Annotated in this window: 15 protein-coding genes, 1 pseudogene and 1 riboswitch; of the genes and pseudogenes, 4 read left to right on the forward strand and 12 right to left on the reverse strand. The window is 30.2% G+C overall.

Annotated features, from left to right (window positions below):
* Positions 1-65 precede the first annotated feature (65 nt).
* Positions 66-178, reverse strand: a riboswitch (FMN riboswitch).
* Between the two features lie 38 nt (positions 179-216).
* Positions 217-1,659 carry an alpha-amylase gene (locus AC4KN9_RS05755; RefSeq protein WP_491017646.1) on the reverse strand — a complete coding sequence of 481 codons (1,443 nt, stop codon included), beginning with the start codon at positions 1,657-1,659 and terminating at the stop codon, positions 217-219.
* Positions 1,656-1,946: a metallopeptidase family protein gene (locus AC4KN9_RS05760; RefSeq protein WP_491017647.1), complete on the reverse strand. Its 291-nt coding sequence runs from the start codon at positions 1,944-1,946 to the stop codon at positions 1,656-1,658. Before AC4KN9_RS05760 ends, AC4KN9_RS05755 begins: the two co-directional genes overlap by 4 nt.
* A gap of 213 nt (positions 1,947-2,159) precedes the next feature.
* Between AC4KN9_RS05760 and murJ the strand changes: the two genes are divergently transcribed.
* Positions 2,160-3,695: a murein biosynthesis integral membrane protein MurJ gene (gene murJ, locus AC4KN9_RS05765; RefSeq protein ID WP_491017648.1), complete on the forward strand. Its 1,536-nt coding sequence runs from the start codon at positions 2,160-2,162 to the stop codon at positions 3,693-3,695.
* A gap of 79 nt (positions 3,696-3,774) precedes the next feature.
* On the opposite strand, the gene hprK is transcribed toward murJ, so the two are convergent.
* The 4 genes and pseudogenes from hprK to gap all read right to left on the reverse strand — a co-directional run bounded on the left by hprK (position 3,775) and on the right by gap (position 9,450).
* Positions 3,775-4,737: an HPr(Ser) kinase/phosphatase gene (hprK, locus tag AC4KN9_RS05770; protein ID WP_491017649.1), complete on the reverse strand. Its 963-nt coding sequence runs from the start codon at positions 4,735-4,737 to the stop codon at positions 3,775-3,777.
* Positions 4,730-6,559 (reverse strand): annotated as a pseudogene (gene uvrC, locus AC4KN9_RS05775) (excinuclease ABC subunit UvrC). Before uvrC ends, hprK begins: the two are co-directional and overlap by 8 nt.
* Complete coding sequence (locus AC4KN9_RS05780) at positions 6,559-8,313, reverse strand: aminopeptidase P family protein (protein ID WP_491017650.1); 1,755 nt, start codon at positions 8,311-8,313, stop codon at positions 6,559-6,561. The pseudogene uvrC and the gene AC4KN9_RS05780 overlap by 1 nt, the downstream one beginning before the upstream one ends.
* A 138-nt stretch (positions 8,314-8,451) precedes the next feature.
* Positions 8,452-9,450, reverse strand: coding sequence for a type I glyceraldehyde-3-phosphate dehydrogenase (gene gap, locus AC4KN9_RS05785; protein ID WP_491017651.1), 999 nt, complete (start codon positions 9,448-9,450; stop codon positions 8,452-8,454).
* 210 nt (positions 9,451-9,660) lie between these two features.
* Here gap and ychF point away from each other — a divergent pair, with 210 nt between their 5' ends.
* Both ychF and AC4KN9_RS05795 read left to right on the forward strand, forming a co-directional pair.
* Complete coding sequence (gene ychF / locus AC4KN9_RS05790) at positions 9,661-10,758, forward strand: redox-regulated ATPase YchF (protein WP_491017652.1); 1,098 nt, start codon at positions 9,661-9,663, stop codon at positions 10,756-10,758.
* A 12-nt stretch (positions 10,759-10,770) separates the two neighbouring features.
* Positions 10,771-11,679, forward strand: a complete 909-nt coding sequence (locus AC4KN9_RS05795; protein WP_491017653.1) for a CPBP family intramembrane glutamic endopeptidase — start codon at positions 10,771-10,773, stop codon at positions 11,677-11,679.
* A 641-nt stretch (positions 11,680-12,320) separates the two neighbouring features.
* Here AC4KN9_RS05795 and AC4KN9_RS05800 read toward each other — a convergent pair.
* The 6 genes from AC4KN9_RS05800 to AC4KN9_RS05825 form a co-directional block, all read right to left on the reverse strand.
* Positions 12,321-16,139: a hypothetical protein gene (locus AC4KN9_RS05800; RefSeq protein WP_491017654.1), complete on the reverse strand. Its 3,819-nt coding sequence runs from the start codon at positions 16,137-16,139 to the stop codon at positions 12,321-12,323.
* A 61-nt stretch (positions 16,140-16,200) separates the two neighbouring features.
* Positions 16,201-16,413 (reverse strand): hypothetical protein, encoded by a 213-nt coding sequence (locus tag AC4KN9_RS05805; protein WP_491017655.1) that lies wholly within the window; start codon positions 16,411-16,413, stop codon positions 16,201-16,203.
* Between the two features lie 107 nt (positions 16,414-16,520).
* A complete protein-coding gene (locus tag AC4KN9_RS05810; protein ID WP_491017656.1) occupies positions 16,521-16,685 on the reverse strand; it encodes a hypothetical protein in 165 nt (54 codons plus the stop codon).
* A gap of 61 nt (positions 16,686-16,746) precedes the next feature.
* The gene (locus tag AC4KN9_RS05815) at positions 16,747-18,405 is read right to left on the reverse strand and encodes a G5 domain-containing protein (protein ID WP_491017657.1); all 1,659 of its coding nucleotides are present in this window, start codon (positions 18,403-18,405) and stop codon (positions 16,747-16,749) included.
* A gap of 118 nt (positions 18,406-18,523) precedes the next feature.
* Positions 18,524-18,727, reverse strand: a complete 204-nt coding sequence (locus tag AC4KN9_RS05820; RefSeq protein ID WP_491017658.1) for a hypothetical protein — start codon at positions 18,725-18,727, stop codon at positions 18,524-18,526.
* Positions 18,672-21,911, reverse strand: coding sequence for a hypothetical protein (locus AC4KN9_RS05825; protein ID WP_491017659.1), 3,240 nt, complete (start codon positions 21,909-21,911; stop codon positions 18,672-18,674). The genes AC4KN9_RS05820 and AC4KN9_RS05825 overlap by 56 nt, the downstream gene beginning before the upstream one ends.
* Before the next feature lie 568 nt (positions 21,912-22,479).
* Between AC4KN9_RS05825 and AC4KN9_RS05830 the strand changes: the two genes are divergently transcribed.
* Positions 22,480-24,087 carry a Na/Pi cotransporter family protein gene (locus AC4KN9_RS05830; RefSeq protein WP_491017660.1) on the forward strand — a complete coding sequence of 536 codons (1,608 nt, stop codon included), beginning with the start codon at positions 22,480-22,482 and terminating at the stop codon, positions 24,085-24,087.
* Positions 24,088-24,184: the final 97 nt, after the last annotated feature.

Genomic DNA, 24,184 nt, shown 5'->3' on the forward strand with positions numbered 1-24,184 from the left:
AAGCCCCTAGAAACTTCGGGGCCATTTATATACATAAAAAGCGTGCTAAAAACACATAAATGTAATATTTTCTTCTCTCATCCAGACTATACTGTCGGTATCGGAATTTCACCGATTCAGCTTTCGCTCGCGGACTTTAACCGCCGGTAGGGAATTACACCCTGCCCTGAAGATTTATTATTAATATGTTACCTTATATTAATTTTTTTGTCAATTCTACATTTCTATCCAACAGGAAACCGACCCTGCTGAAACATTGAAATCTCCGTATCCTTCATCATCTATTGTGATTTCAGAATCATTGTTACCAAGTTTATCTTTATATACCTTTCCAGATTGATCTTCCCCTACAAACATTCTAATGGTCGCAGCATCATGATTACTTATAGCTACTGCAAGTCTTCCTGGATGATTTTCATCTCCATATCTTACAAAACCAATTTCATTAAATCCTTGTAAATAACTTTTTATTTCACCATATGCAAAATCTTTTCTTAATTCTAGTAAAGGCTCAAGCCTATCTTTCATCCCTGCATAATCACTACCATTACCTATTCCAAATAAATCTCCCCAAAATATACATGGATATCCGTCTTCTGTAAGTAGAATCAAAGCGTATGCAGTCTGCCTAAACCAGTCTTCTATCCATGAGTTAAGAGATTGACCTAATTGTGAATCATGGTTATCTACAAATGTTACTGAATTAAGTCTTCTTTGACTTTCTATAGAATTTTCAAATAGGGTTCTTAGGTCGAAGTTTTCGCCCTGTGTAGATGCTTCATACAATTTGTAGTGGAATGTCACATCAAATAAATCAATATTGCTTGAAGTACCATCAATGTATTCGATTAAATTTCCTTGATCATTTTCCCAATATTCTCCCACAAAATAAAATTCATCATTTATTTCAGTTAAAATATATTTTGTTAAATCATTTATAAAGTTTCTATCAATATGTTTTAAGGCATCATATCTTATCCCGTCAATATTGGTTTCTTCTATAAACCATTTTGCCCACTTAAATAATTCTTCTCTAACATCAGGATTAAAATGATTGATATTGGCAAACATTAAATAGTCATAGTTACCCTTTTCATTTGAAACTGACCAATTCCAATCCCTATCCTCCCATAAAATCTTAAAAATTCCATTTTCACCAGTCTTTTGGTCGAAATCTACTCCATTAAAATGTTGGAATTTCCATTTAAATGCGCTATATTTATCTCCTCTACCCGGAAATGTAAATTTTGTCCACGCTTCAATATCATAAGCATCACTTATTTCTTCATTTCTATTATCTGGATTTACTTTTACTGCCTTAAATACTTCTGTTTCATCAGCTCCAGCCTTATGGTTTAATACAAAGTCTGCATATATTCTAATACCTTTTTCATGTGCCGTATTTATAAGATCTATCAATTCTTCTTTTGTTCCATATTTAGTTGCGGTACTACCCTTTTGATCAAACTCTCCCAAATCATATAGGTCATATACTCCATATCCTACATCATTTTGTCCTGTCGCTTTAGTCACTGGAGGTAACCAAATTGATGAAAACCCATAATCTTTTAAATAATCTAATTTATCTTTAATTCTCTTAAAATGCTGTGCATCTTGAGGTAAATACCATTCAAACCCCTGTAACATTAATCCGTTCATTTTTTATCTCCTTTTTCTCTTCTTTTTTTATGTTTATTTATAAAATCATTATCTTCATCCACTAAATCGTCTAATCCTGCTTTGTATTCAACGTGATGACGTAGCTCATGATTGACTAATTCTTTTAATCTATTTTTCAATTGATCATAGTTATAATGAGAGTATTGACTTTCTAAAGAGCCGTAGTAGATAGATATTTGTTTAATTACACCATATCTTCTATATTCTCCTAATACTACTAAATCTTCATTGATTGCTTCATCATGATATTTCACCTCATCGAGCAATACAACACCACCATTTAATCCTTCAAATAAAGCAGGATTCTATATCATCTACTATGTCATTTAATATCTCATGTATTGTATCTATATCCATTTTTCACCTCACAATTATATTATATCAGTGATTTAGAAAAAAAATCATTTTATCAATAATATTTAATTTTAAATAACTTGTTATGATATAATAAATTTATTAACGAAAACTAAGGGGCCGACATGGGTAAAACAGCATTAATATTGATGATATTCACATTTATATCAAAAATAACTGGATTAATAAGGGAAAAGTTTTTCGCTTACTATCTAGGTACTAGCGATTTACTAGATATTTACAATACTTCTTCAAGCATTCCAATCATATTATTTAGCTTTATATTTACAAGTTTAGTAACGGTATTTATACCTATCTATCAAGAAATTCAAGTTAATAACAGTAGAAGAAAAGCTGATTTATTTACGTCAAATTTAGTAAATATTTTGTTTATTATATCAATATTCTGTATAGTTTTTATATATTTCTTTGCTCCCACACTTGTAGGTATTTTTGCACCAGCTTATACTGGTCAAAAATTGCAGACAACAATTGAGTTTACAAGAATAATGTCATTAACTATAATAACATCAGTATTTGCACCAATTTTTATTGCCTATTTGAGAATTTATAATAGATTTATTACAGCTGAATTTCCAGGAATATTAATGAATTTTCTGTACATCATTTCATTAATACTAACATTTTATTTTAAAAATATATATTTACTACCAATTTTATTTGTTGCTACAGAAATTTTAAAATATTTTTTCTTTCCAATAACAATAAGAAAGACTGGATACAAACATAGATGGATATTAAATTTTAAGGACAAGAAATTTTTAGAATTATTAAAAATATCGATACCTATTATTATATCTATTGCTGCTATTGATATTTCTACAATTTCAAATCAGTCAAATGCAACTTTAGTTATGGAAACTGGTGGTATTTCAATAATGCGTTTCGCTTCACTTGTACTAACTTTGATAAATGGAGTTATTGTTGTATCAATTACGACAACGATATATCCTACCATTTCAAAATATGCTAATCAATATAATATAAAAAAAGTAAAAAATACTCTACTTGATGGAAATATTTATTCTTTTTTACTAATTATTCCATCAATTATAGGTGTATCTATATTATCAGAGCCAATAATCAGATTGCTATTTCAAGGTGGAAATTTTAATGCCGAATCTACTAAAATAACTGCTAGCGTTTTGATATACTATATTCCTGCACTTTTAGGACAAACTATCATACAAATGATAAATCGTGGATACTATTCATTGAAAAATACTTTTACACCGATAATAATTACATTAGTGCAAGTAATATTAAATATTATCTTAAATAAGATTTTGTCACAATATATGGGCCTTCAAGGACTTGCACTTGCTACAACTATCTCAAGTTTTGTGGCGGCATTTGTAGCTATAATTCTATTTAGTAAAAAATATGGAAATATAGGAAATAAAATATTAATAATCTCAATGATAAAAATACTTATAGCCTCTTCAATAATGGGTGTCGCAACATACTATATCTACCATTCATTATTTAATTTGAATTATGTTTTAGCATTAACTATATCATTGTTAATTTCTATATTTGTTTATACTATATCTATAATATTTATTAGAATACCTCATTTAATAAAGATATTAAATTTAGTTTATAGAAAATTTAATAGAAAAAAAATAGGTAAAAAATAAAACTTCTTAATATTGATATATCCCCTCTTTACTGAACAAACTAGTAAGGAGGGGACACATCGTAGTATCAAGAAGTTTTTTATTCATATTCATAATATTGGGTGTATTCTGTCTCTTTTTTGTCAGGATTCATATCATTGTAAAGTCTACTTGTTAAATATTTAGCTGAATTATATCCTAAATTCTTTTGACGCAAGTTCCTAACTGCAACTTCTATAATCATAGCTACATTTCTACCAGGTTTTACAGGAATTGTTAATTTAGGAACTTCAACTCCAAGTATATTTATAGTTTCGTCATGAAGTCCTAATCTATCATATTCTTTTGTATCTTCCCATTTTTCAAGTAATATTACTAAATCCACTTTAGTATCTAACTTTACTGCCCCAACTCCATAAAGCCTTTTAATATCCAGTATACCTATTCCTCTAATTTCCATAAAATGCCTGATATTTTCAGGACAAGTTCCGAATAATTGATTATCAATTTTTATTAAATCAACAACATCATCCGCAACTAATCTATGGCCTTTAGTTATTAAGTCAAGAGCCGTTTCTGATTTTCCTACTGAAGATTCTCCTTTTATCAAAACACCCGAACCATACATTTCAAGTAATCCTCCATGTAAGGTAAGATCTTCTGCTAAATGTTTTTCAAGTGATGTACTCAGTTTACTTATTAATCTTGTAGTTGGTAAATCTGATACTAATATTGTTCTGTTATAATGTCTTGCTAAATCTATTATATCTTGAGATACTTCTCTATCATATGAAAATATTATGCAGGGTATCTCTTCTGATAATATTCCTCTAAATCTTTCATAACGTAATTCTGGCGACATCTGCATATAATAGTGGTACTCTACATTACCTATAATTTGGATTCTCTTAAAAGGAAATGATTCCATAAATCCTGATAATTGTAGTCCTGGCCTATTTACATCTTTATTATTTAATGTAATTTCATTATAGTCAGTAGAAATCATTATCTCTTTAAAATTTAACTCTTCAGAAATTTCACTTAATTTAACTTCTTTACTCATTATTTTCTCCAAAATATTTTATAATATTATCTGCGATATTGTTATTTATAGTATCACACTCCAATAGTGCTTCTTTATTTGCAGTTTTTATATTTTCAATTGAACCAAAGTGTTTTAATAAAGCTTGAATCCTCTTTTCTCCTAAACCGTCAATATTGGACAATTCTGTAGCAAAGAGATTCTTTTTACGAATGGTATTATGATAATTTATCGCAAATCTATGAACTTCTTCTTGTATGTCATAAATAAATCTATAGAAAGCTGTATTTTTATCTGGGATATATTCTCTATTTTTATATATAATTCCTCTAGTTTTATGTTTATCATCCTTTACTAATCCTATTACATCAATATTTAGATTAAATTTTTTTAAAACATCAAGAGCTATACCTACCTGTCCTTTACCCCCATCCATTATCAGTAAATCTGGTTTTTTGGCAAAGCTATTATTACCTCGTGAATGAAAGTATCTATTAAATCTTCTAGTTAAAACTTCGTACATTGATGCATAGTCATCAGGTCCATTCACGGTCTTTATCTTAAATTTTCTATAATCTTTTTTTGATTTCTTACCTTTTTCGTATACGACCATAGAGCCCACTGAATCAATTCCCGAGATATTAGATATGTCATAGGCTTCTATTCTATTCAGTGAATCCACATCCAAAAACTCTTCTAGTTTTTTTAATCCTAAATTTTTATTTTTTTCTCTTTCATCTAATCTTTTTATAAATTCATAAAGCATTTTCTTTGCATTGTTTGTTGCCATTTCAATATATGTTACTTTTTCTCCTCTTTGAGGCACTTTTATAACAACTTTTTTACCACGCTTTTGTGATAGTGTGGTTTCCAGAATATCTGCTTCTGTTGGTTTTTCAACAATTAATATTTCAGATGGGATATATGTCATGTCAAGATAAAATTGCTTGATAAAAGAAGAAAGAATGTCAGCATTATTTTCAGAAAATTCATTTTCCATAATAAAATGTTCCCTATCAACCATTTTGCCATCACGCATAAAAAATACTTGTATGCAAATATACTTATTGATTTTTGCCATTGAAACGATATCAATATTTATAGAATTTACAGATGTCACTTTTTGTCTTTCCATTAATTCTTCTATAGATTTTATATGATCTCTATATTCTGCCGCTCTTTCAAAATCTAATTCTTTAGAAAATTCACTCATTTTCTCTTCTAATCTTAAAATAAATTCCTTGGTATCTCCCTTTAGAAAAGATCTTACTTTTTCAACATTTTCCATATATTTTTTTCAATCTCTATAATCATGCTCTGGATCATTATATTTATATAAAAAATGTTTAAGTGACGGTCTCTTGTTTTTTCCATAAGTATTGTTATTTTTATCAATTCTTATTCTAAATGTATTTTGCAAAAGCCTAATTACATCATTTACGGCATAAGCATTTGGATAGGTGAAGTATTCATTTTTATCATTTTTTACTTGTCTAACTTTCTCTATTCTTGGGAAATCCTCATTTGTAATCATGATATATGGATACTGCTTATCGTCCCTTAACAAAATATTGTAATGGGGTCTATGTTCTTTAATAAAATTTGATTCAAGAACCAGTGCTTCTACTTCATTTTCTACAATAATATATTCAAAATGATCAACTTTTTCAACCATCTTTAAAACTTTAATAGACTTATTCTTGTCATTATTGAAGTATGATCTTACTCTGTTTTTTAGGTTTTTTGCTTTTCCCACGTAAATAATTTTATCATTTTCATCCTTCATTAAATAGACCCCGGGTTGATTTGGTAATCTAGATAATTCATATTGAAAATCTTTCATTAAATCTCTCTTGTAAATCTTTCTAGATATTCTAAATCAGAACCTTCAAGTTCATCTTTAAGTCTTTCGTAACATTCTTTATTATAATTGTTCAGCCATTCTACTTCCCACATATCTAACATATATTTTTTTACAGGTCGAGTATCTAAAGGTATATAATTTAATGTTTCAACTTCGAGCATACCTTCTTCTTTTGATTTTTTTACATATACTATGTTTTCAATTCTTATACCGTGACTTCCTTCGATGTATATTCCTGGTTCAATTGAAAACACCATTCCTTCTTCGAGTGGTCTCGTACTTGTTTTTGCTATTCTCATTGGACCTTCATGTACTCCTAAAAGATATCCTACACCATGGCCTGTACCATGATTAAAATCAAGTCCATGTCTAAATAAAGGATCTCTAACTATTGAATCAATAAAATATCCAGTACTTCCCTTCTTAAATTTAGCTGTTACCCCTCTTATAAATGCCTTTAAAACTAACGTGTAATGAATTCTTTCATCATCAGTTAAATCTCCTAAAGCAATTGTCCTTGTAATATCTGTTGTACCCTCAAGATATTGAGCTCCACTGTCAATTAAATAAAGTCCTCTTGTTTTCAATGTCGTTGGTATCACTTTTTCAGGATCATAATGTGGCATAGCAGCATTTGCTCCGTATGCTGAAATGGTAGAAAAACTAGGTTCTATAAAATTACTTTGCTCGTTTCGTAGGTCAAATAGTTTTTTAGAAGCAACTACTTCATCAAGGCTTCCAGATTTCACACCAGTTTCTACCCAATTAAAAAATTTTGTTAGTGCTATTGCATCCTTATGAAACGCCTTCTTTTCATTTTCAATCTCAACTTCATTTTTATGAGCCTTCATAAGAGTTGTTAAATTTGTTCCTTTTTTTATTTTAACATTGTTATTAATTTTTTGATAAATCATCACATTTGTTCTACTTGGATCAAGATAAATGGTGTTTTTCCCTTTAATTTTATTTATTTTTTCAAACACAAAATCATAAGGATATATATCGACTTTTTTGTCTTCAAGATATCTCTTAACTTCTTCATCAATTTTATTCTCATCTACAAATAGTATTGCTTCATCTTGACTAACCAAAGCATATGAAAAAAATACTGGAGTTGCATATATATCATCTCCTCTAAGATTATAAAGATATGCAATATCTTCTAATGCACCTATAAATGTGTAATCGACATCTCTTGATTCCATCATAGATCTTAATATACTTAATTTTTCTTCTGTAGATTGTCCACAATAACTTTCATCAAATATCCACGCTTCCGACTTTGGCAAATCAGGTCTATCTTTCCAAATTGGAGAAATAAAATCTACATCGGTCAATAACAATCTATTTCCTATTTTTTCGCTTAATTCATTATAATTTTGTAGTGAATAACTAGCTCCATCTACTGCAATCTTACCAAAATCACTAACTTCTTCTTCTATAAATTGTATAAAAGAAATATCTTCCTCCATTTTATATAATTTGAAGGGTGTATTTTTTAATTCGGACTCTGCTTGAACAAAATAACGACCATCAGTCCATAATCCCGCTTTATCTCTAGTAACCACTGCTGTTCCTGCAGAACCTGTAAATCCAGAAATAAATTCTCTTGTTTTATAATAGTCTGCTAAATATTCAGATTGATGTGGATCGGAGGTTGGCACTATATATGCCTCTATACCTCTATCCTTCATTAGTTTTCTTAATTCTTCTATTTTTTGATAAGCATCCATAACTCCTCCTAGTTATTTTTACCTAAAATTTTATAACCATTTTATTTATATTGATTATACCACTAAAATGGTCATAAATGAAAAATAAAAAATGATGCTGTATCAAAATAGATACAACACCACTAAATTTTTATTTTATTATAGACTTGTTAAATATTCTAATGTTCTGATCATGTTTCCTGTAAAACCATACTCATTGTCATACCATGCTACAGTTTTAACTAATTTTTCTCCGTTTTCACCTGCCATGATATTAGTTTGAGTTTCATCAAATACAGAACCTGCTGGGTTACCAATTATATCTGATGATACAATTTCATCAGTTGTATATCCGAAAGCATCTGATTCATATTTTTTCATAGCCGCATTTACTTCTTCAATAGTTACATCTTTTTTCAATACAGAGTATAATTCAACTACAGAACCAGTAATTACTGGAACTCTTAATGCAGTACCATCAATTCTACCATTAACTTCAGGAATTACTTTACCTACAGCTTTTGCTGCACCTGTTGATGCTGGTATAATATTTTGTGCAGCAGCACGACTCTTACGTCCACCTGGTGCATCTTGTGTACCTTGTGTTGCTGTATAAGCGTGAATTGTTGACATTAAAGCTCTGTCTAAACCAAATTCTTTGTGCAATACATTTACCATTGGTGCTAAACAGTTTGTTGTACATGAAGCTGCTGATACAATTAAGTCATCTGCATCTACTATTTCATGGTTTACACCAAATACAACAGTTTTTGTTTCTTTATCTTTTGCTGGAGCTGAAATCAATACTTTCTTTGCACCTGCATCGATATGTGCTTGAGCTTTTTCTTTTGAGTTATAGAAACCTGTACATTCTAATACGATATCTATTCCTAATTCTCCCCATGGTAATTGTGAAGCATCTTTTTCTTTATATGATTTGATTGCTTTACCATCAACTATTAAGTCATCATTTTCAACTGACACTGAATAAGGGAATTTTCCTTGAGCTGTATCATATTTTAATAAATATGCTAAATCATCATTATTAGTTAGGTCATTTACTGCTACAACCTCTAATTTTGATTCTGTTTCCATTATTCTTCTTAAAGCTAAACGTCCAATACGTCCAAAACCATTAATTGCTACTTTTATTGACATAAAATCTCCTATTCTCTTTAATTACATAAGTGATTGACTATCGAATCACTTCGTCACAATTATATCATAGCTAGAATACTAAATCAATTTTTATTATATAATAAGATACAAATTTATTAAGCTTTTTATATTATCTATATTATAATAGTTTGACCTTTAAATTTAGTTATAAATACTCTATAATAAAACAGAAAGAAAGTTGAGGTAATTATGAAATTAGGAATCGTAGGTTTGCCAAATGTTGGTAAATCAACACTATTTAACGCAATAACAAAGGCCGGTGCAGAATCTGCAAACTACCCATTTACAACTATCGAACCAAATGTTGGAGTGGTAGACGTGCCGGATAAAAGACTAAACAACTTAAGCGAAATAAGTAATTCTAAAAAAATTGTTTCCGCATATATTGAGTTCTACGATATTGCAGGACTTGTAAGAGGAGCTAGCAAAGGAGAAGGTTTAGGTAATAAATTTTTGGCTAATATTAGAGAGTCTGAAGCTATTGTTGAAGTATTAAGATGCTTTGATGATCCAAATGTAACTCATGTTGACGGTAAAGTTAATCCATTAAGAGATATTGAAACCATTAATTTAGAACTTATTTTTTCTGATATGGATATGCTTGATAATGTTATGAATAGGCTAAAAAAACAAGCTAAAAATGACAAAGATAAAAAAGAAGAGTTAGAGTTGATCCAAAGAGTTTATGATACATTAGAAGAAGGAAAATCAGCAAGAGTTTTAGATTTAACGGATTCAGAAGAAAAAATTATTAAAGGATATAATTTACTTTCCACAAAGCCAATTATTTATGTTGCAAATGTTTCTGAGGAAGAAGTAGTTGACGAAGGCGCTTCAAATGAGTGGGTTTCTAAAATTAAAGACTTTGCTAAGACAGAAGAAGCTTCTGTTGTTGTGATTTCTGCAAAAATAGAGGCCGAAATTTCTACATTAGCTGACGAAGATAAGCAAGAATTTTTAAATATGATAGGATTAGATAGACCAGGTTTAGAAAAATTAATTATTGCATCTTACAATTCTTTAGGGCTCATGTCATTTATAACAACTGGACAAATAGAAACAAGAGCATGGACGATAAAAAAGGGAACAAAGGCAGTAGATGCTGCAGGCAAAATTCACTCTGATATCTCAAGGGGATTCATTCGAGCTGAGATTATCGGATATGATGAACTGATGCAATTTGATGGATCCATGACCAAGGCTAAAGAAGCTGGAAAAGTAAGACTTGAAGGTAAAGAATATATCATGCAAGATGGTGATGTAGTTCACTTCAGGCACAATGTATAGAAGGGGGAATCCATGGAGGATAATCAATTACTTAAAACAGAAGAAGATATAAAAAATTTAAAAAAAACAATTAATAAGGTTTTATTTTCATCGATATTGTTTTTTTTCATATTTAATTTTTCAATAATTTTATTATCAAATATAACTAAAGATTTAGGTATATTAAGCATATTAAGTGTAACTATTGCTATGATTGCTATATATTACTATATTGGTAAAAATCAAATCAGCAAACTAAATGTTGTAAAAAGAAAATTTACGCTGATAGATTTTATATATTTTGCTGGACTAATACTTTTACTATCATACGCATTTAATATTATTACTGTTTTTTTAATGCAAACATTTAATATTAAATCTGTAAATGTCACCACAGATATACAAAAAAATATAAATCCAGTTCTTGCTATTTATGTTATTTTGTGGGGACCTTTTATGGAAGAATTACAGTATAGAGGATTTTATTTAAATCACCTTAAAAAGCATGGTGCATGGCTAAGTATAATATTATCTACTTTAATATTTTCTTTTGCACATATGAATTTCCTTCAAGGTTTTGGAACACTAGGTATAGGATTGGTTTTAGGATATCTTGCCTACTTCTATTCCTTTAAGGCGGCTCTTTTAATGCATATATGGAATAATTTTTTTGTCACAGCTCTTGGCTTAATACTAAAAAGTGATAAAAATGGTAATATCACTAACATACCACTTGCTATGATAATCAATCTCTTAGTCATTGGATTGCTTGTTTATAGTTTTATATCTACATTCAAGAAAAAAAGAAGAACACAGTATCGTGAAGATTTGAAACTAACCGCACAAGAAAAAGTTGGATTAAAGTCACTTTATACAAATATTTTCTTTTGGATATATATAGTATTTATGGTTGTACTAATGATAGCTATAGGTTCTCAATAATAAATTTAAGTAAACCCCAACCAAGCCTATTAAATCAAAATTTTACATAGTCTTCTAATATATATGACAAATGCTATGGAAAATTTTAATAGACAAATAAAAAAGTTACTAAAAACAAGACCATATTTCCAAATGACTATACTCTACAAAAAGCATATACCTAGCAATGAACTGAACCCCAAAATCCGGACACGGATGGAGGGTTTTTTTTATATATTTTTTGACGTACTTAATAAACCTAGACTTATTTTACTTTTTTCTAGAAAAAATCAAAATTCTTTTAAGTTTTTACTTCTTTTCAATTTTTGAATGTTAGTATGTAATCACTAAATTTATTTCGTTATAAGCTCTCAACATACTTTTTATATTTTTTGCCACATTACTTATTACTATATTTTTAAAATCAAAAATATTTGTGTTATTATTTCGCACTTATTATCTCCTTTATTTTGTTGTGGTAACTTTATATTAGGGTATTTTGATGATAAGTGCTATTTTCATTTTTAATTTTGCACTATATTTTACATAAGAAAACTGACCTCCTCAAAGTTTGTCCTTAGACTTAACTTTTTGGGGTCAGTTTACTTCTATAGTAGTTTCTTTTTTAGGTGTCCATATTCACACACTAAAGTTCTAAAATATTATCTATTTTTTTTACTTTTCCTTAATCCAATATATGCTACTGCCGATAATACTAAAGCTACTATAAACAATTCTATACCTGTATCACCTGTAATTGGATTTGTACTCTCTTTAGAAGGTTTTTCTATTTTTGAGTCATTTACATCTTCTTGAGTTACTGGTACTTCGACTTCTTGCTCTTTTCCATCTGGGAATGTAATTTTTGCACTTACTGTTGGTTTTTCTTTTGTTCCTCCAACTTGTGCGTTATCTTCTACACTTACTTTCACATCTGGGTTTTTCTTGAATACTTCTGGTAGGCTTTCTTTCACAGCTTCTTTGATTTTTTCTTTATCTTTTTCTGTTATTTCTTTTCCTACACTTGCATCTTCTACTTCTACTTTGTTTGAGCCGTCTTTTTCTACCCCTACCTCTACATCTTCTTGAGTTACTGGTACTTCGACTTCTTGCTCTTTTCCATCTGGGAATGTGATTTTTGCACTTACTGTTGGTTTTTCTTTTGTTCCTCCAACTTGTGCGCCATCTTCTACACTTACTTTCACATCTGGATTTTTCTTGAATACTTCTGGTAGGCTTTCTTTTACAGCTTCTTTGATTTTTTCTTTATCTTTTTCTGTTATTTCTTTTCCTACACTTGCATCTTCTACTTCTACTTTGTTTGAGCCGTCTTTTTCTACCCCTACCTCTACATCTTCTTGAGTTACTGGTACTTCGACTTCTTGCTCTTTTCCATCTGGGAATGTGATTTTTGCACTTACTGTTGGTTTTTCTTTTGTTCCTCCAACTTGTGCGCCATCTTCTACACTTACTTTCACATCTGGATTTTTCTTGAATACTTCTGGTAGGCTTTCTTTTACAGCTTCTTTGATTTTTTCTTTATCTTTTTCTGTTATTTCTTTTCCTACACTTGCATCTTCTACTTCTACTTTGTTTGAGCCGTCTTTTTCTACCCCTACCTCTACATCTTCTTGAGTTACTGGTACTTCGACTTCTTGCTCTTTTCCATCTGGGAATGTGATTTTTGCACTTACTGTTGGTTTTTCTTTTGTTCCTCCAACTTGTGCGTTATCTTCTACACTTACTTTCACATCTGGGTTTTTCTTGAATACTTCTGGTAGGCTTTCTTTTACAGCTTCTTTGATTTTTTCTTTATCTTTTTCTGTTATTTCTTTTCCTACACTTGCATCTTCTATTTCTACTTTGTTTGAGCCGTCTTTTTCTACCCCTATCTCTACATCTTCTTGAGTTACTGGTACTTCGACTTCTTGCTCTTTTCCATCTGGGAATGTAATTTTTGCACTTACTGTTGGTTTTTCTTTTGTTCCTCCAACTTGTGCGTTATCTTCTACACTTACATTCACATCTGGGTTTTTCTTGAATACTTCTGGTAGGCTTTCTTTTACAGCTTCTTTGATTTTTTCTTTATCTTTTTCTGTTATTTCTTTTCCTACACTTGCATCTTCTACTTCTACTTTGTTTGAGCCGTCTTTTTCTACCCCTACCTCTACATCTTCTTGAGTTACTGGTACTTCGACTTCTTGCTCTTTTCCATCTGGGAATGTAATTTTTGCACTTACTGTTGGTTTTTCTTTTGTTCCTCCAACTTGTGCGTTATCTTCTACACTTACTTTCACATCTGGGTTTTTCTTGAATACTTCTGGTAGGCTTTCTTTCACAGCTTCTTTGATTTTTTCTTTATCTTTTTCTGTTATTTCTTTTCCTACACTTGCATCTTCTACTTCTACTTTGTTTGAGCCGTCTTTTTCTACCCCTACCTCTACATCTTCTTGAGTTACTGGTACTTCGACTTCTTGCTCTTTTCCATCTGGGAATGTGATTTTTGCACTTACTGTTGGTTTTTCTTTTGTTCCTCCAACTTGTGCGCCATCTTCTACACTTACTTTCACATCTGGATTTTTCTTGAATACTTCTGGTAGGCTTTCTTTTACAGCTTCTTTGATTTTTTCTTTATCTTTTTCTGTTATTTCTTTTCCTACACTTGCATCTTCTACTTCTACTTTGTTTGAGCCGTCTTTTTCTACCCCTACCTCTACATCTTCTTGAGTTACTGGTACTTCGACTTCTTGCTCTTTTCCATCTGGGAATGTGATTTTTGCACTTACTGTTGGTTTTTCTTTTGTTCCTCCAACTTGTGCGTTATCTTCTACACTTACTTTCACATCTGGATTTTTCTTGAATACTTCTGGTAGGCTTTCTTTTACAGCTTCTTTGATTTTTTCTTTATCTTTTTCTGTTATTTCTTTTCCTACACTTGCATCTTCTACTTCTACTTTGTTTGAGCCGTCTTTTTCTACCCCTACCTCTACATCTTCTTGAGTTACTGGTACTTCGACTTCTTGCTCTTTTCCATCTGGGAATGTGATTTTTGCACTTACTGTTGGTTTTTCTTTTGTTCCTCCAACTTGTGCGTTATCTTCTACACTTACTTTCACATCTGGGTTTTTCTTGAATACTTCTGGTAGGCTTTCTTTTACAGCTTCTTTGATTTTTTCTTTATCTTTTTCTGTTATTTCTTTTCCTACACTTGCATCTTCTACTTCTACTTTGTTTGAGCCGTCTTTTTCTACCCCTACCTCTACATCTTCTTGAGTTACTGGTACTTCGACTTCTTGCTCTTTTCCATCTGGGAATGTGATTTTTGCACTTACTGTTGGTTTTTCTTTTGTTCCTCCAACTTGTGCGTTATCTTCTACACTTACTTTCACATCTGGATTTTTCTTGAATACTTCTGGTAGGCTTTCTTTTACAGCTTCTTTGATTTTTTCTTTATCTTTTTCTGTTATTTCTTTTCCTACACTTGCTTCTTCTACTTCTACTTTGTTTGAGCCGTCTTTTTCTACCCCTACCTCTACATCTTCTTGAGTTACTGGTACTTCGACTTCTTGCTCTTTTCCATCTGGGAATGTAATTTTTGCACTTACTGTTGGTTTTTCTTTTGTTCCTCCAACTTGTGCGTTATCTTCTACACTTACTTTCACATCTGGGTTTTTCTTGAATACTTCTGGTAGGCTTTCTTTTACAGCTTCTTTGATTTTTTCTTTATCTTTTTCTGTTATTTCTTTTCCTACACTTGCATCTTCTACTTCTACTTTGTTTGAGCCGTCTTTTTCTACCCCTACCTCTACATCTTCTTGAGTTACTGGTACTTCGACTTCTTGCTCTTTTCCATCTGGGAATGTAATTTTTGCACTTACTGTTGGTTTTTCTTTTGTTCCTCCAACTTGTGCGTTATCTTCTACACTTACTTTCACATCTGGGTTTTTCTTGAATACTTCTGGTAGGCTTTCTTTCACAGCTTCTTTGATTTTTTCTTTATCTTTTTCTGTTATTTCTTTTCCTACACTTGCTTCTTCTACTTCTACTTTGTTTGAGCCGTCTTTTTCTACCCCTACCTCTACATCTTCTTGAGTTACTGGTACTTCGACTTCTTGCTCTTTTCCATCTGGGAATGTGATTTTTGCACTTACTGTTGGTTTTTCTTTTGTTCCTCCAACTTGTGCGTTATCTTCTACACTTACTTTCACATCTGGGTTTTTCTTGAATACTTCTGGTAGGCTTTCTTTCACAGCTTCTTTGATTTTTTCTTTATCTTTTTCTGTTATTTCTTTTCCTACACTTGCATCTTCTACTTCTACTTTGTTTGAGCCGTCTTTTTCTACCCCTACCTCTACATCTTCTTGAGTTACTGGTACTTCGACTTCTTGCTCTTTTCCATCTGGGAATGTGATTTTTGCACTTACTGTTGGTTTTTCTTTTGTTCCTCCAACTTGTGCGCCATCTTCTACACTTACTTTCACATCTGGATTTTTCTTGAATACTTCTGGTAGGCTTTCTTTTACAGCTTCTTTGATTTTTTCTTTATCTTTTTCTGTTATTTCTTTTCCTACACTTGCTTCTTCTACTTCTACTTTGTTTGAGCCGTCTTTTTTCTACCCCTACCTCTACATCTTCTTGAGTTACTGGTACTTCGACTTCTTGCTCTTTTCCATCTGGGAATGTGATTTTTGCACTTACTGTTGGTTTTTCTTTTGTTCCTCCAACTTGTGCGCCATCTTCTACACTTACTTTCACATCTGGATTTTTCTTGAATACTTCTGGTAGGCTTTCTTTTACAGCTTCTTTGATTTTTTCTTTATCTTTTTCTGTTATTTCTTTTCCTACACTTGCATCTTCTACTTCTACTTTGTTTGAGCTGTTTTTTCTACCCCTACCTCTACATCTTCTTGAGTTACTGGTACTTCGACTTCTTGCTCTTTTCCATCTGGGAATGTAATTTTTGCACTTACTGTTGGTTTTTCTTTTGTTCCTCCAACTTGTGCGTTATCTTCTACACTTACTTTCACATCTGGGTTTTTCTTGAATACTTCTGGTAGGCTTTCTTTTACAGCTTCTTTGATTTTTTCTTTATCTTTTTCTGTTATTTCTTTTCCTACACTTGCATCTTCTACTTCTACTTTGTTTGAGCCTGTCTTTTTCTACCCCTACCTCTACATCTTCTTGAGTTACTGGTACTTCGACTTCTTGCTCTTTTCCATCTGGGAATGTGATTTTTGCACTTACTGTTGGTTTTTCTTTTGTTCCTCCAACTTGTGCGTTATCTTCTACACTTACTTTCACATCTGGATTTTTCTTAAATACTTCTGGTAGGCTTTCTTTTACAGCTTCTTTGATTTTTTCTTTATCTTTTTCTGTTATTTCTTTTCCTACACTTGCATCTTCTACTTCTACTTTGTTTGAGCCGTCTTTTTCTACCCCTACCTCTACATCTTCTTGAGTTACTGGTACTTCGACTTCTTGCTCTTTTCCATCTGGGAATGTGATTTTCGCACTTACTGTTGGTTTTTCTTTTGTTCCTCCAACTTGTGCGCTATCTTCTACACTTACTTTCACATCTGGGTTTTTCTTGAATACTTCTGGTAGGCTTTCTTTTACAGCTTCTTTGATTTTTTCTTTATCTTTTTCTGTTATTTCTTTTCCTACACTTGCATCTTCTACTTCTACTTTGTTTGAGCCGTCTTTTTCTACCCCTACCTCTACATCTTCTTGAGTTACTGGTACTTCGACTTCTTGCTCTTTTCCATCTGGGAATGTGATTTTCGCACTTACTGTTGGTTTTTCTTTTGTTCCTCCAACTTGTGCGTTATCTTCTACACTTACTTTCACATCTGGATTTTTCTTAAATACTTCTGGTAGGCTTTCTTTTACAGCTTCTTTGATTTTTTCTTTATCTTTTTCTGTTATTTCTTTTCCTACACTTGCATCTTCTATTTCAAGATTATTTATATATACCACACGATTATTGGTAGTTTCACTTATTACTTCTTCTCTAGGATTTGTAGTTTCACCAGTTTTTGGATTTACTTCATAAGTTACTTTAATTTTCTTTGTTCCTTCACTTCCTTCATTTTTCACATAGCTTTGTCCAAATGCTAAGTTTTCTGGAAGTTCGTCTTTAGTAATACCATCTGCTAGTGTACCATCTTGTTTGTATAGCCTTTTGTAGATAGTTTGCATTGGTATTGCTTCAGTTTTATTTTCTACATTACCTACACCAAATACTTTATCTCTAGCTTTTTCTACTGTTTCACGTGATTGTTCTCTTCTATTGCTTAGTGAACCATCTTGTAGGTTTACATCATATTGGAGTTTAATTTCTTCAATCCCTGTTTGCCCTTCTACTAATACCTTCTTTTCACCAAATGTTAAATCTTCTTTTGGTTGATAAGTTATATTATAGTCGGTTATTCTTTGTATGATTTCAATATTACCTACATAAGTTATTAAATTACCATCTTGATTTCTTTCAGTGGTTTCATTTTTTTGATTAAATTCTATATCTTCTTTTGGTAAGAATACTCTATCTGCTTCTAGTACTTCAAATGGTACGGTTAGTTCTGTGAATTTATCAGTCATATGCTCATCAACAATCTTAAATGTCACGCTATATCCACTTCCAACTTTTGTTGCTTTATTGTCAGTAAATGGATTGTTATCGTCCTTAAATGTATGTGTCACACGTGATAAATCGATATCTCCAGTATTTTTATCATTTGCATAAAGCATTTGTTTTAATTCATCAAGAGTTGTCCCATATTTTAATTGTAGGGCGTTTATTTCTTTGTCAACTACTTGACCAGCCTCGTTATAGAATTTAACGCTTGTTTTTTGAGTATTTGCATCATCAGACTTTTACACTTACTTTGTTTGTAGCATCATTTACATAGTCTTCTTTTACGGCAAGTGTTGGTAATACTCCTGTACCTTTTACTATTTCTTTAGCAACTGGATCTCTTCTTACTGGTTCATCTACTCTCACTGGATTATTTTCATCAACTATTACACCATTTCTTTGTTTGTAGTGTTTTGTTGTTTGCGATATTACCATCACGACCTTCAGTTACTCTTTGTTCACCTTCTGGTACTGCTGGACTTTCAGTTACATTTTCTCCGTGAGGTATAGCAACATTAGTTGTAACTGCCTTTAATTCAGCTATCCTAAATGTTATTTTTTCTGGTTTGTCAACTACTTTTGTTCTAGAATCATATAGGCTTAAATACGAATTAAATGAAACATCATATCCTACTTCTTTATCAGGTGAGGACACTTTTAATTTTAAGCTTTCTATACTATATTTTTCGATTGGATTTTTAAGTTCAAATCTAATTACTGTAATATCTTGCAAATTAACTGATTCATTTTCTTGAGTTATTTTCTCCCAGTTTACATTTTCTAAACTACTATTTTCATCTAGTACATCAGTTGTATAATATATATCATATTTATCAATTACTTGAGGTAGTTCTCTTAAATATATATCATGTTCATTTGATTGTTTTCCAAAGAATGTATATCCATTTTTTCTTGGTAAGAAAAATAAAAGTCCTTTATCTGATTGTTGCGAATCGTCTAAATTAATTAATTCCCCTTTTATATATACCTCTTCATTGTGTAATATTGAACCTTGATCATCAGTCTTTTTATAGATTTTATCATTATAATTTGAATACGAATGTTCAACACTTAATCCTTGTGGCATTATGGCTCTCGTATCAATTTCTATAAATGATTCTGTACCTTTTTTTAAGTCTTCACGAACCTTTAGTCCATTTGTTTCGCCTTCTACCGTTACGCTGTATTTAAGTTTAATATCAGTTGTGGAAACTTTTTTTCCACTAAAAACATTTGTTGTAACGATAGCATCAGCTCGCAAAATTTTAGAAACTAAACTATCATTTTGATTTTTAATATCATATCCAAATGCTTTAAATGCGTCTATATTAGTTAAAGTTACAGTATATATTCTCTTATCACTTTCTTCATTTACAGTATATGAGAATTCGGGTAGATTCTTAAATTCAGAGTAATCAATTTCTACTCCCTTACTCACCTCAGCTTTTATCGTTACTTTTTCCAGATTATACAATCCAATATAATATTCATAAAATTCATAGTTCTTAAGATTAAATGATACAGCGACATCACTATAACTTAATTCAATCTTCTCATTTACACGTTTGTCGCCCTTTGATATTGGTCTATTAGAAAACGACATTATTTCTCCACTATCTTTATATAACACTCGTTTGTAGTTGCTTTTTTTAGATAAAATTAATTCATCTTTGTTATATACACTAGTGTTTTCTTCCCCATTTTTATATTCATTATTTGTATTATAATTATTAGTCAACTCATCTACTTTTTCTATATCAACTAGATTGTAATACACAGAAATACTTCCTACAACCTCTTCTTTTACTCCCTTTTTAGATATAGTATTTGCAAACTTAATATCAAGCGTGTAATTAATTACATTATCATCGGGTTTATATTCATAAAAATTTGTTTTTTTATCCGATTCGCTTAATTGTTTCCCATTTAATGTAACAATAGCTCTTTCATTTTCAAATCCTTCTATAGATATACCTTTTATTTTTATTAACGCATTACCTTTTTCATCTACCGGTAAAGTTATTTCTTTTTTTATATCTGTAAAAATTAATTTATTATTTTCCCCCTTTATCAATTTTGTCTTATAATATAATTTATCATTTATTTCATTAAAATTTTCTTTAATTATTTGCTTAAATTTTTCTGTATTGGGAAAAAATGTTTTTTCAAAATTAAGTTCAGAAATTATATTATCAGATTTTAAGCTAGAATCCCTAAATATCCAATAAAATGGTACTCTACTTTCATATGTTTTTTCATTACCAAAATTAACTGAAATTTCAAATTCTTTTTTTGTATCTGGATAAAAATATCTATTTGGATCATTCCCTTCAATGAGTGAACTTGGATTTTCTACAAAGGGATTGTCCACTAAATGTTTAAATCCTTGAAACCTTAAATCTGTTTTATATTTTGATACTTCATTTTTGATCTCATAAGCTAAATTAGCTTTTGTTTTAACTTTATATGTCATATTATCTGTTTTTTTAAGAATTTCAAAATTCTTCCAATAAGTATCTATTCCATCAGGGTTAATTTCCGAAGGAAGCTTGATATCAACTTCCAATGGTGCAACATACGCAGGTGCTTTTTGAGTATTTTTACCACTAAACTTAATATCATAATTAATATTAAAACTACTGCGGTGTATCTTACTAGGGTCTCCTAAATCATATTCACCTAATCTAATATTATCAGATGTGATTCTTACATCTGTTATATCATCAGCTGTTAATCTTATTAGACCTTTTTGCTCTATTTCCATCTTAGTTTTAAATATGCTGTTATCATTTTTTTCAGATAATGATACTTCTAGTTGTTCATTTAATTTGGCATATGAAGGAGTACTAATCACAAAAGGAATTGATCTAAAATAATTCTTTGATATACCATTAATTTGAATATCATAATTGTGTCTATTATTGTTAGAGTTATATTCAGCTCCTTCAACATTGATTAAACCCATATATAACCTATTAGGATTTAGATTAAATTGATTATTGTCATTTTCATTTTCGTGTTTATTAGATATTTCATTAGGAATACTCATTTTTAATATTACATCTTTAAATTCTCTATCCCCTACATATTTAATATTTAATCTCTTATATCTACCTTCTCCAACATATTCACCTTTATACTCCAATTTTTCATTAGCATCTTTATCATCTACTAATTCAATTCTAAAACCATCTTTTTCATAAACTACTTTTCCATCTTGATCAATTTTTTGAACAGGAATATTTGAAGATGCTCCATCACTAGATTCTATAGTTGTATCTATCGCTGAAGGAGTATCTGATTCACTTGAGTTGTCTTGATTAGTGTCTACAGCTTTTTGTTCACTTTTATCACCTTGATTTGTATCTACAGCTTTTTGTTCACTTTTATCGGCTTGATTTGTGTCTGCATCTTTTTTCTCTTTTTCTCCTTCTTTTTCACTCGACACATTTGCTAAAGGCTCACCTGTATCTGTATTTGCATTTACTATTGGTATATTACCTACCAAGATAGATATAGTTAATAGCAAACTAATTACAATTTTATTAAATTTTTTTGAATTAAATCGTTTTTGATTTGATTCTGAAAATTTATTCATTTCCTTATTATTATTTATCATATATCCTCCTAAATAAATTTACTAATTAAAAATTAATCTATACTATATTTTGTTTTATTAGTTTACCATAATAATTTAAAATTTTCATTTTTTTTTTTTTGAATTTTCATACAAGGTTTTGATATAATATAATTGTTGAACAAGGAAGAATGTATGCTAATTTCTATCTTTACAGAAACATATTCATTAATATATAAATGATATATCAACACAAACGGTCACATAAAAAAATGTATGAAGAAATGGGACATGAAGTTTTAGTAATTACTGTTGGATCAGAATAATTAGACGAAACTATATTAATTTACAATGTAGCCTATATTAGACTAAAATATTCCAAAAGATTTCCAGAAAATATTTTCAGTAAATTATTTCAGAAGATTTTTTTAAAGAACGCACATAATTACAATCACTCCATCTAAAGAACAAGTATATACAGAAATATCCAGCCTAGATTGCATTTTATTTTAAGGAATACTTGTATAAAATTATAATTAAAATATCAAGATATATACAACTTAAATATGACTTATGTTATACTTATTTTGTAACAATTTTAGGAGGATGTATGACAATAATACCCATGCTTTTTGGAGGACTAGCCTTATTCATTTATGGTATGGATCAAATGGGCAAAGGCTTAGAGTTACTCGCAGGAAATAAACTCCAGTCTATTCTTGAAAAGCTTACTAATAATAAAATTTTAGGTGTTTTAGTAGGGGCCTTAGTGACTGCAATAGTTCAATCTTCTTCTGCTACCACCGTTATGACTGTTGGTTTTGTAAGCTCAAAACTAATAACATTAAATCAAGCTATATACGTAATTATGGGCGCTAATATTGGTACGACAATAACAGGTCTTATACTTACATTGGATATCGCAATTATAGCACCTATCTTAGCCTTTATCGGTATGATAATGATGCTTTTTATAAAAAAAAGAAAAGTTAAATATGCAGGTACCATTTTATTTGGATTTGGTATACTTTTTATGGGGATGAAGTTTATGGGAGATGCAGTTAAGCCACTCTCAAATAATGAAGATTTTTTAAGATTTCTTGCAATTTCAAAAAATCCTATTATAGGTATTTTAACTGGAGCTATATTTACTGCCATTATACAATCTTCATCAGCAACAACTGGTATTTTAATTGCATTCGCATCTAATGGGGTAATTACATTTGACTCAACTTTTTATTTGATATTAGGTTCAAATATAGGTACTTGTATAACTTCCATGCTTGCCACATTAAATGCTACTAAAGATGCTAAAAGAGTTGCTGTAGCACATATTAGCTTTAACACCTTAGGTACGATTATTTTTACAATATTTTCATTTGTATTTCCACTTACTGAGTGGTTTAAGGCTTGGACACAAGAACCTACAAAACAAATAGCATTTTTACATACTGTATTTAATATCGCAACAACTATTTCGCTAATTCCTTTTACTGGACTATTGGCATCAATTTCTAGAAAATTGATACCCGGGGTAGATGAAAGAGATAAGCAACTAACCTTGATGTATATAAACCCAAATAACTATAGAGAAACTATCCCTACGATAGCATCAGTAAAGCAAGAAACTTTAAGAATGTATGACTATGCTAAAAAAAATTTTGATCTAGCAATTAAAGATTTTATGGATAAAAATATAGATCTAGGTGATAAAATCCAGTACAATGAAGAAATTATTGACTACTTAAATAAAGAAATAACAAATATTTCTATAAAAGCCTTACAAGATAATTTAAATAGATCTCAATATAGACAGCTTTCCTACTATATAAAGATAAGTTCAAACATTGAAAGACTTGGTGACTACGCTTATAATATTAGCAAACTCTCTACTAGATTAGAAATTGAAAATTTAAGTCTTTCTGATATATCTAAAAATGAATTACAAGATATCATAAAAGAATTAGAGGACTTATTCAATATAGTTAGATATAATTTAGAGAATAACGACTTTGATATGAAGGCTATAAAGACCAAGGCATATAAAATAAAAATATTAGCACGTAGAAATAGAGATAATTCAATCCACCGTATTAGAGATGAGATATGTGGCGCTGAATCTGGACTTATATATGATAAGACCTATACATATATTTTAAGATTAAGAGATCATTTATTAAATATTGTTAATCAATATGAAGATATTTATTTACATTAATATTTAAATGAAATTATTTTTCTTTATTATATATTTTTATACAAAAAACTGGCATCAAAAATTGAAGTTAAAAATTCAATTTTTGATGTCAGTTTAA

It is taken from the genome of Helcococcus sp. SA-HE-C1 (assembly GCF_985670335.1).

Excerpts from the sequence above, each read along its gene's own strand:
- AC4KN9_RS05755 (WP_491017646.1), bottom strand. The coding sequence starts at position 1,659 with ATGAACGGATTAATGTTACAGGGGTTTGAATGGTATTTACCTCAAGAT.
- murJ (WP_491017648.1), top strand. The coding sequence starts at position 2,160 with ATGGGTAAAACAGCATTAATATTGATGATATTCACATTTATATCAAAA.
- hprK (WP_491017649.1), bottom strand. The coding sequence starts at position 4,737 with ATGAGTAAAGAAGTTAAATTAAGTGAAATTTCTGAAGAGTTAAATTTT.
- AC4KN9_RS05780 (WP_491017650.1), bottom strand. The coding sequence starts at position 8,313 with ATGGATGCTTATCAAAAAATAGAAGAATTAAGAAAACTAATGAAGGAT.
- gap (WP_491017651.1), bottom strand. The coding sequence starts at position 9,450 with ATGTCAATAAAAGTAGCAATTAATGGTTTTGGACGTATTGGACGTTTA.
- ychF (WP_491017652.1), top strand. The coding sequence starts at position 9,661 with ATGAAATTAGGAATCGTAGGTTTGCCAAATGTTGGTAAATCAACACTA.
- AC4KN9_RS05795 (WP_491017653.1), top strand. The coding sequence starts at position 10,771 with ATGGAGGATAATCAATTACTTAAAACAGAAGAAGATATAAAAAATTTA.
- AC4KN9_RS05815 (WP_491017657.1), bottom strand. The coding sequence starts at position 18,405 with ATGCTTTATGCAAATGATAAAAATACTGGAGATATCGATTTATCACGT.
- AC4KN9_RS05820 (WP_491017658.1), bottom strand. The coding sequence starts at position 18,727 with ATGGTAATATCGCAAACAACAAAACACTACAAACAAAGAAATGGTGTA.
- AC4KN9_RS05825 (WP_491017659.1), bottom strand. The coding sequence starts at position 21,911 with ATGATAAATAATAATAAGGAAATGAATAAATTTTCAGAATCAAATCAA.
- AC4KN9_RS05830 (WP_491017660.1), top strand. The coding sequence starts at position 22,480 with ATGACAATAATACCCATGCTTTTTGGAGGACTAGCCTTATTCATTTAT.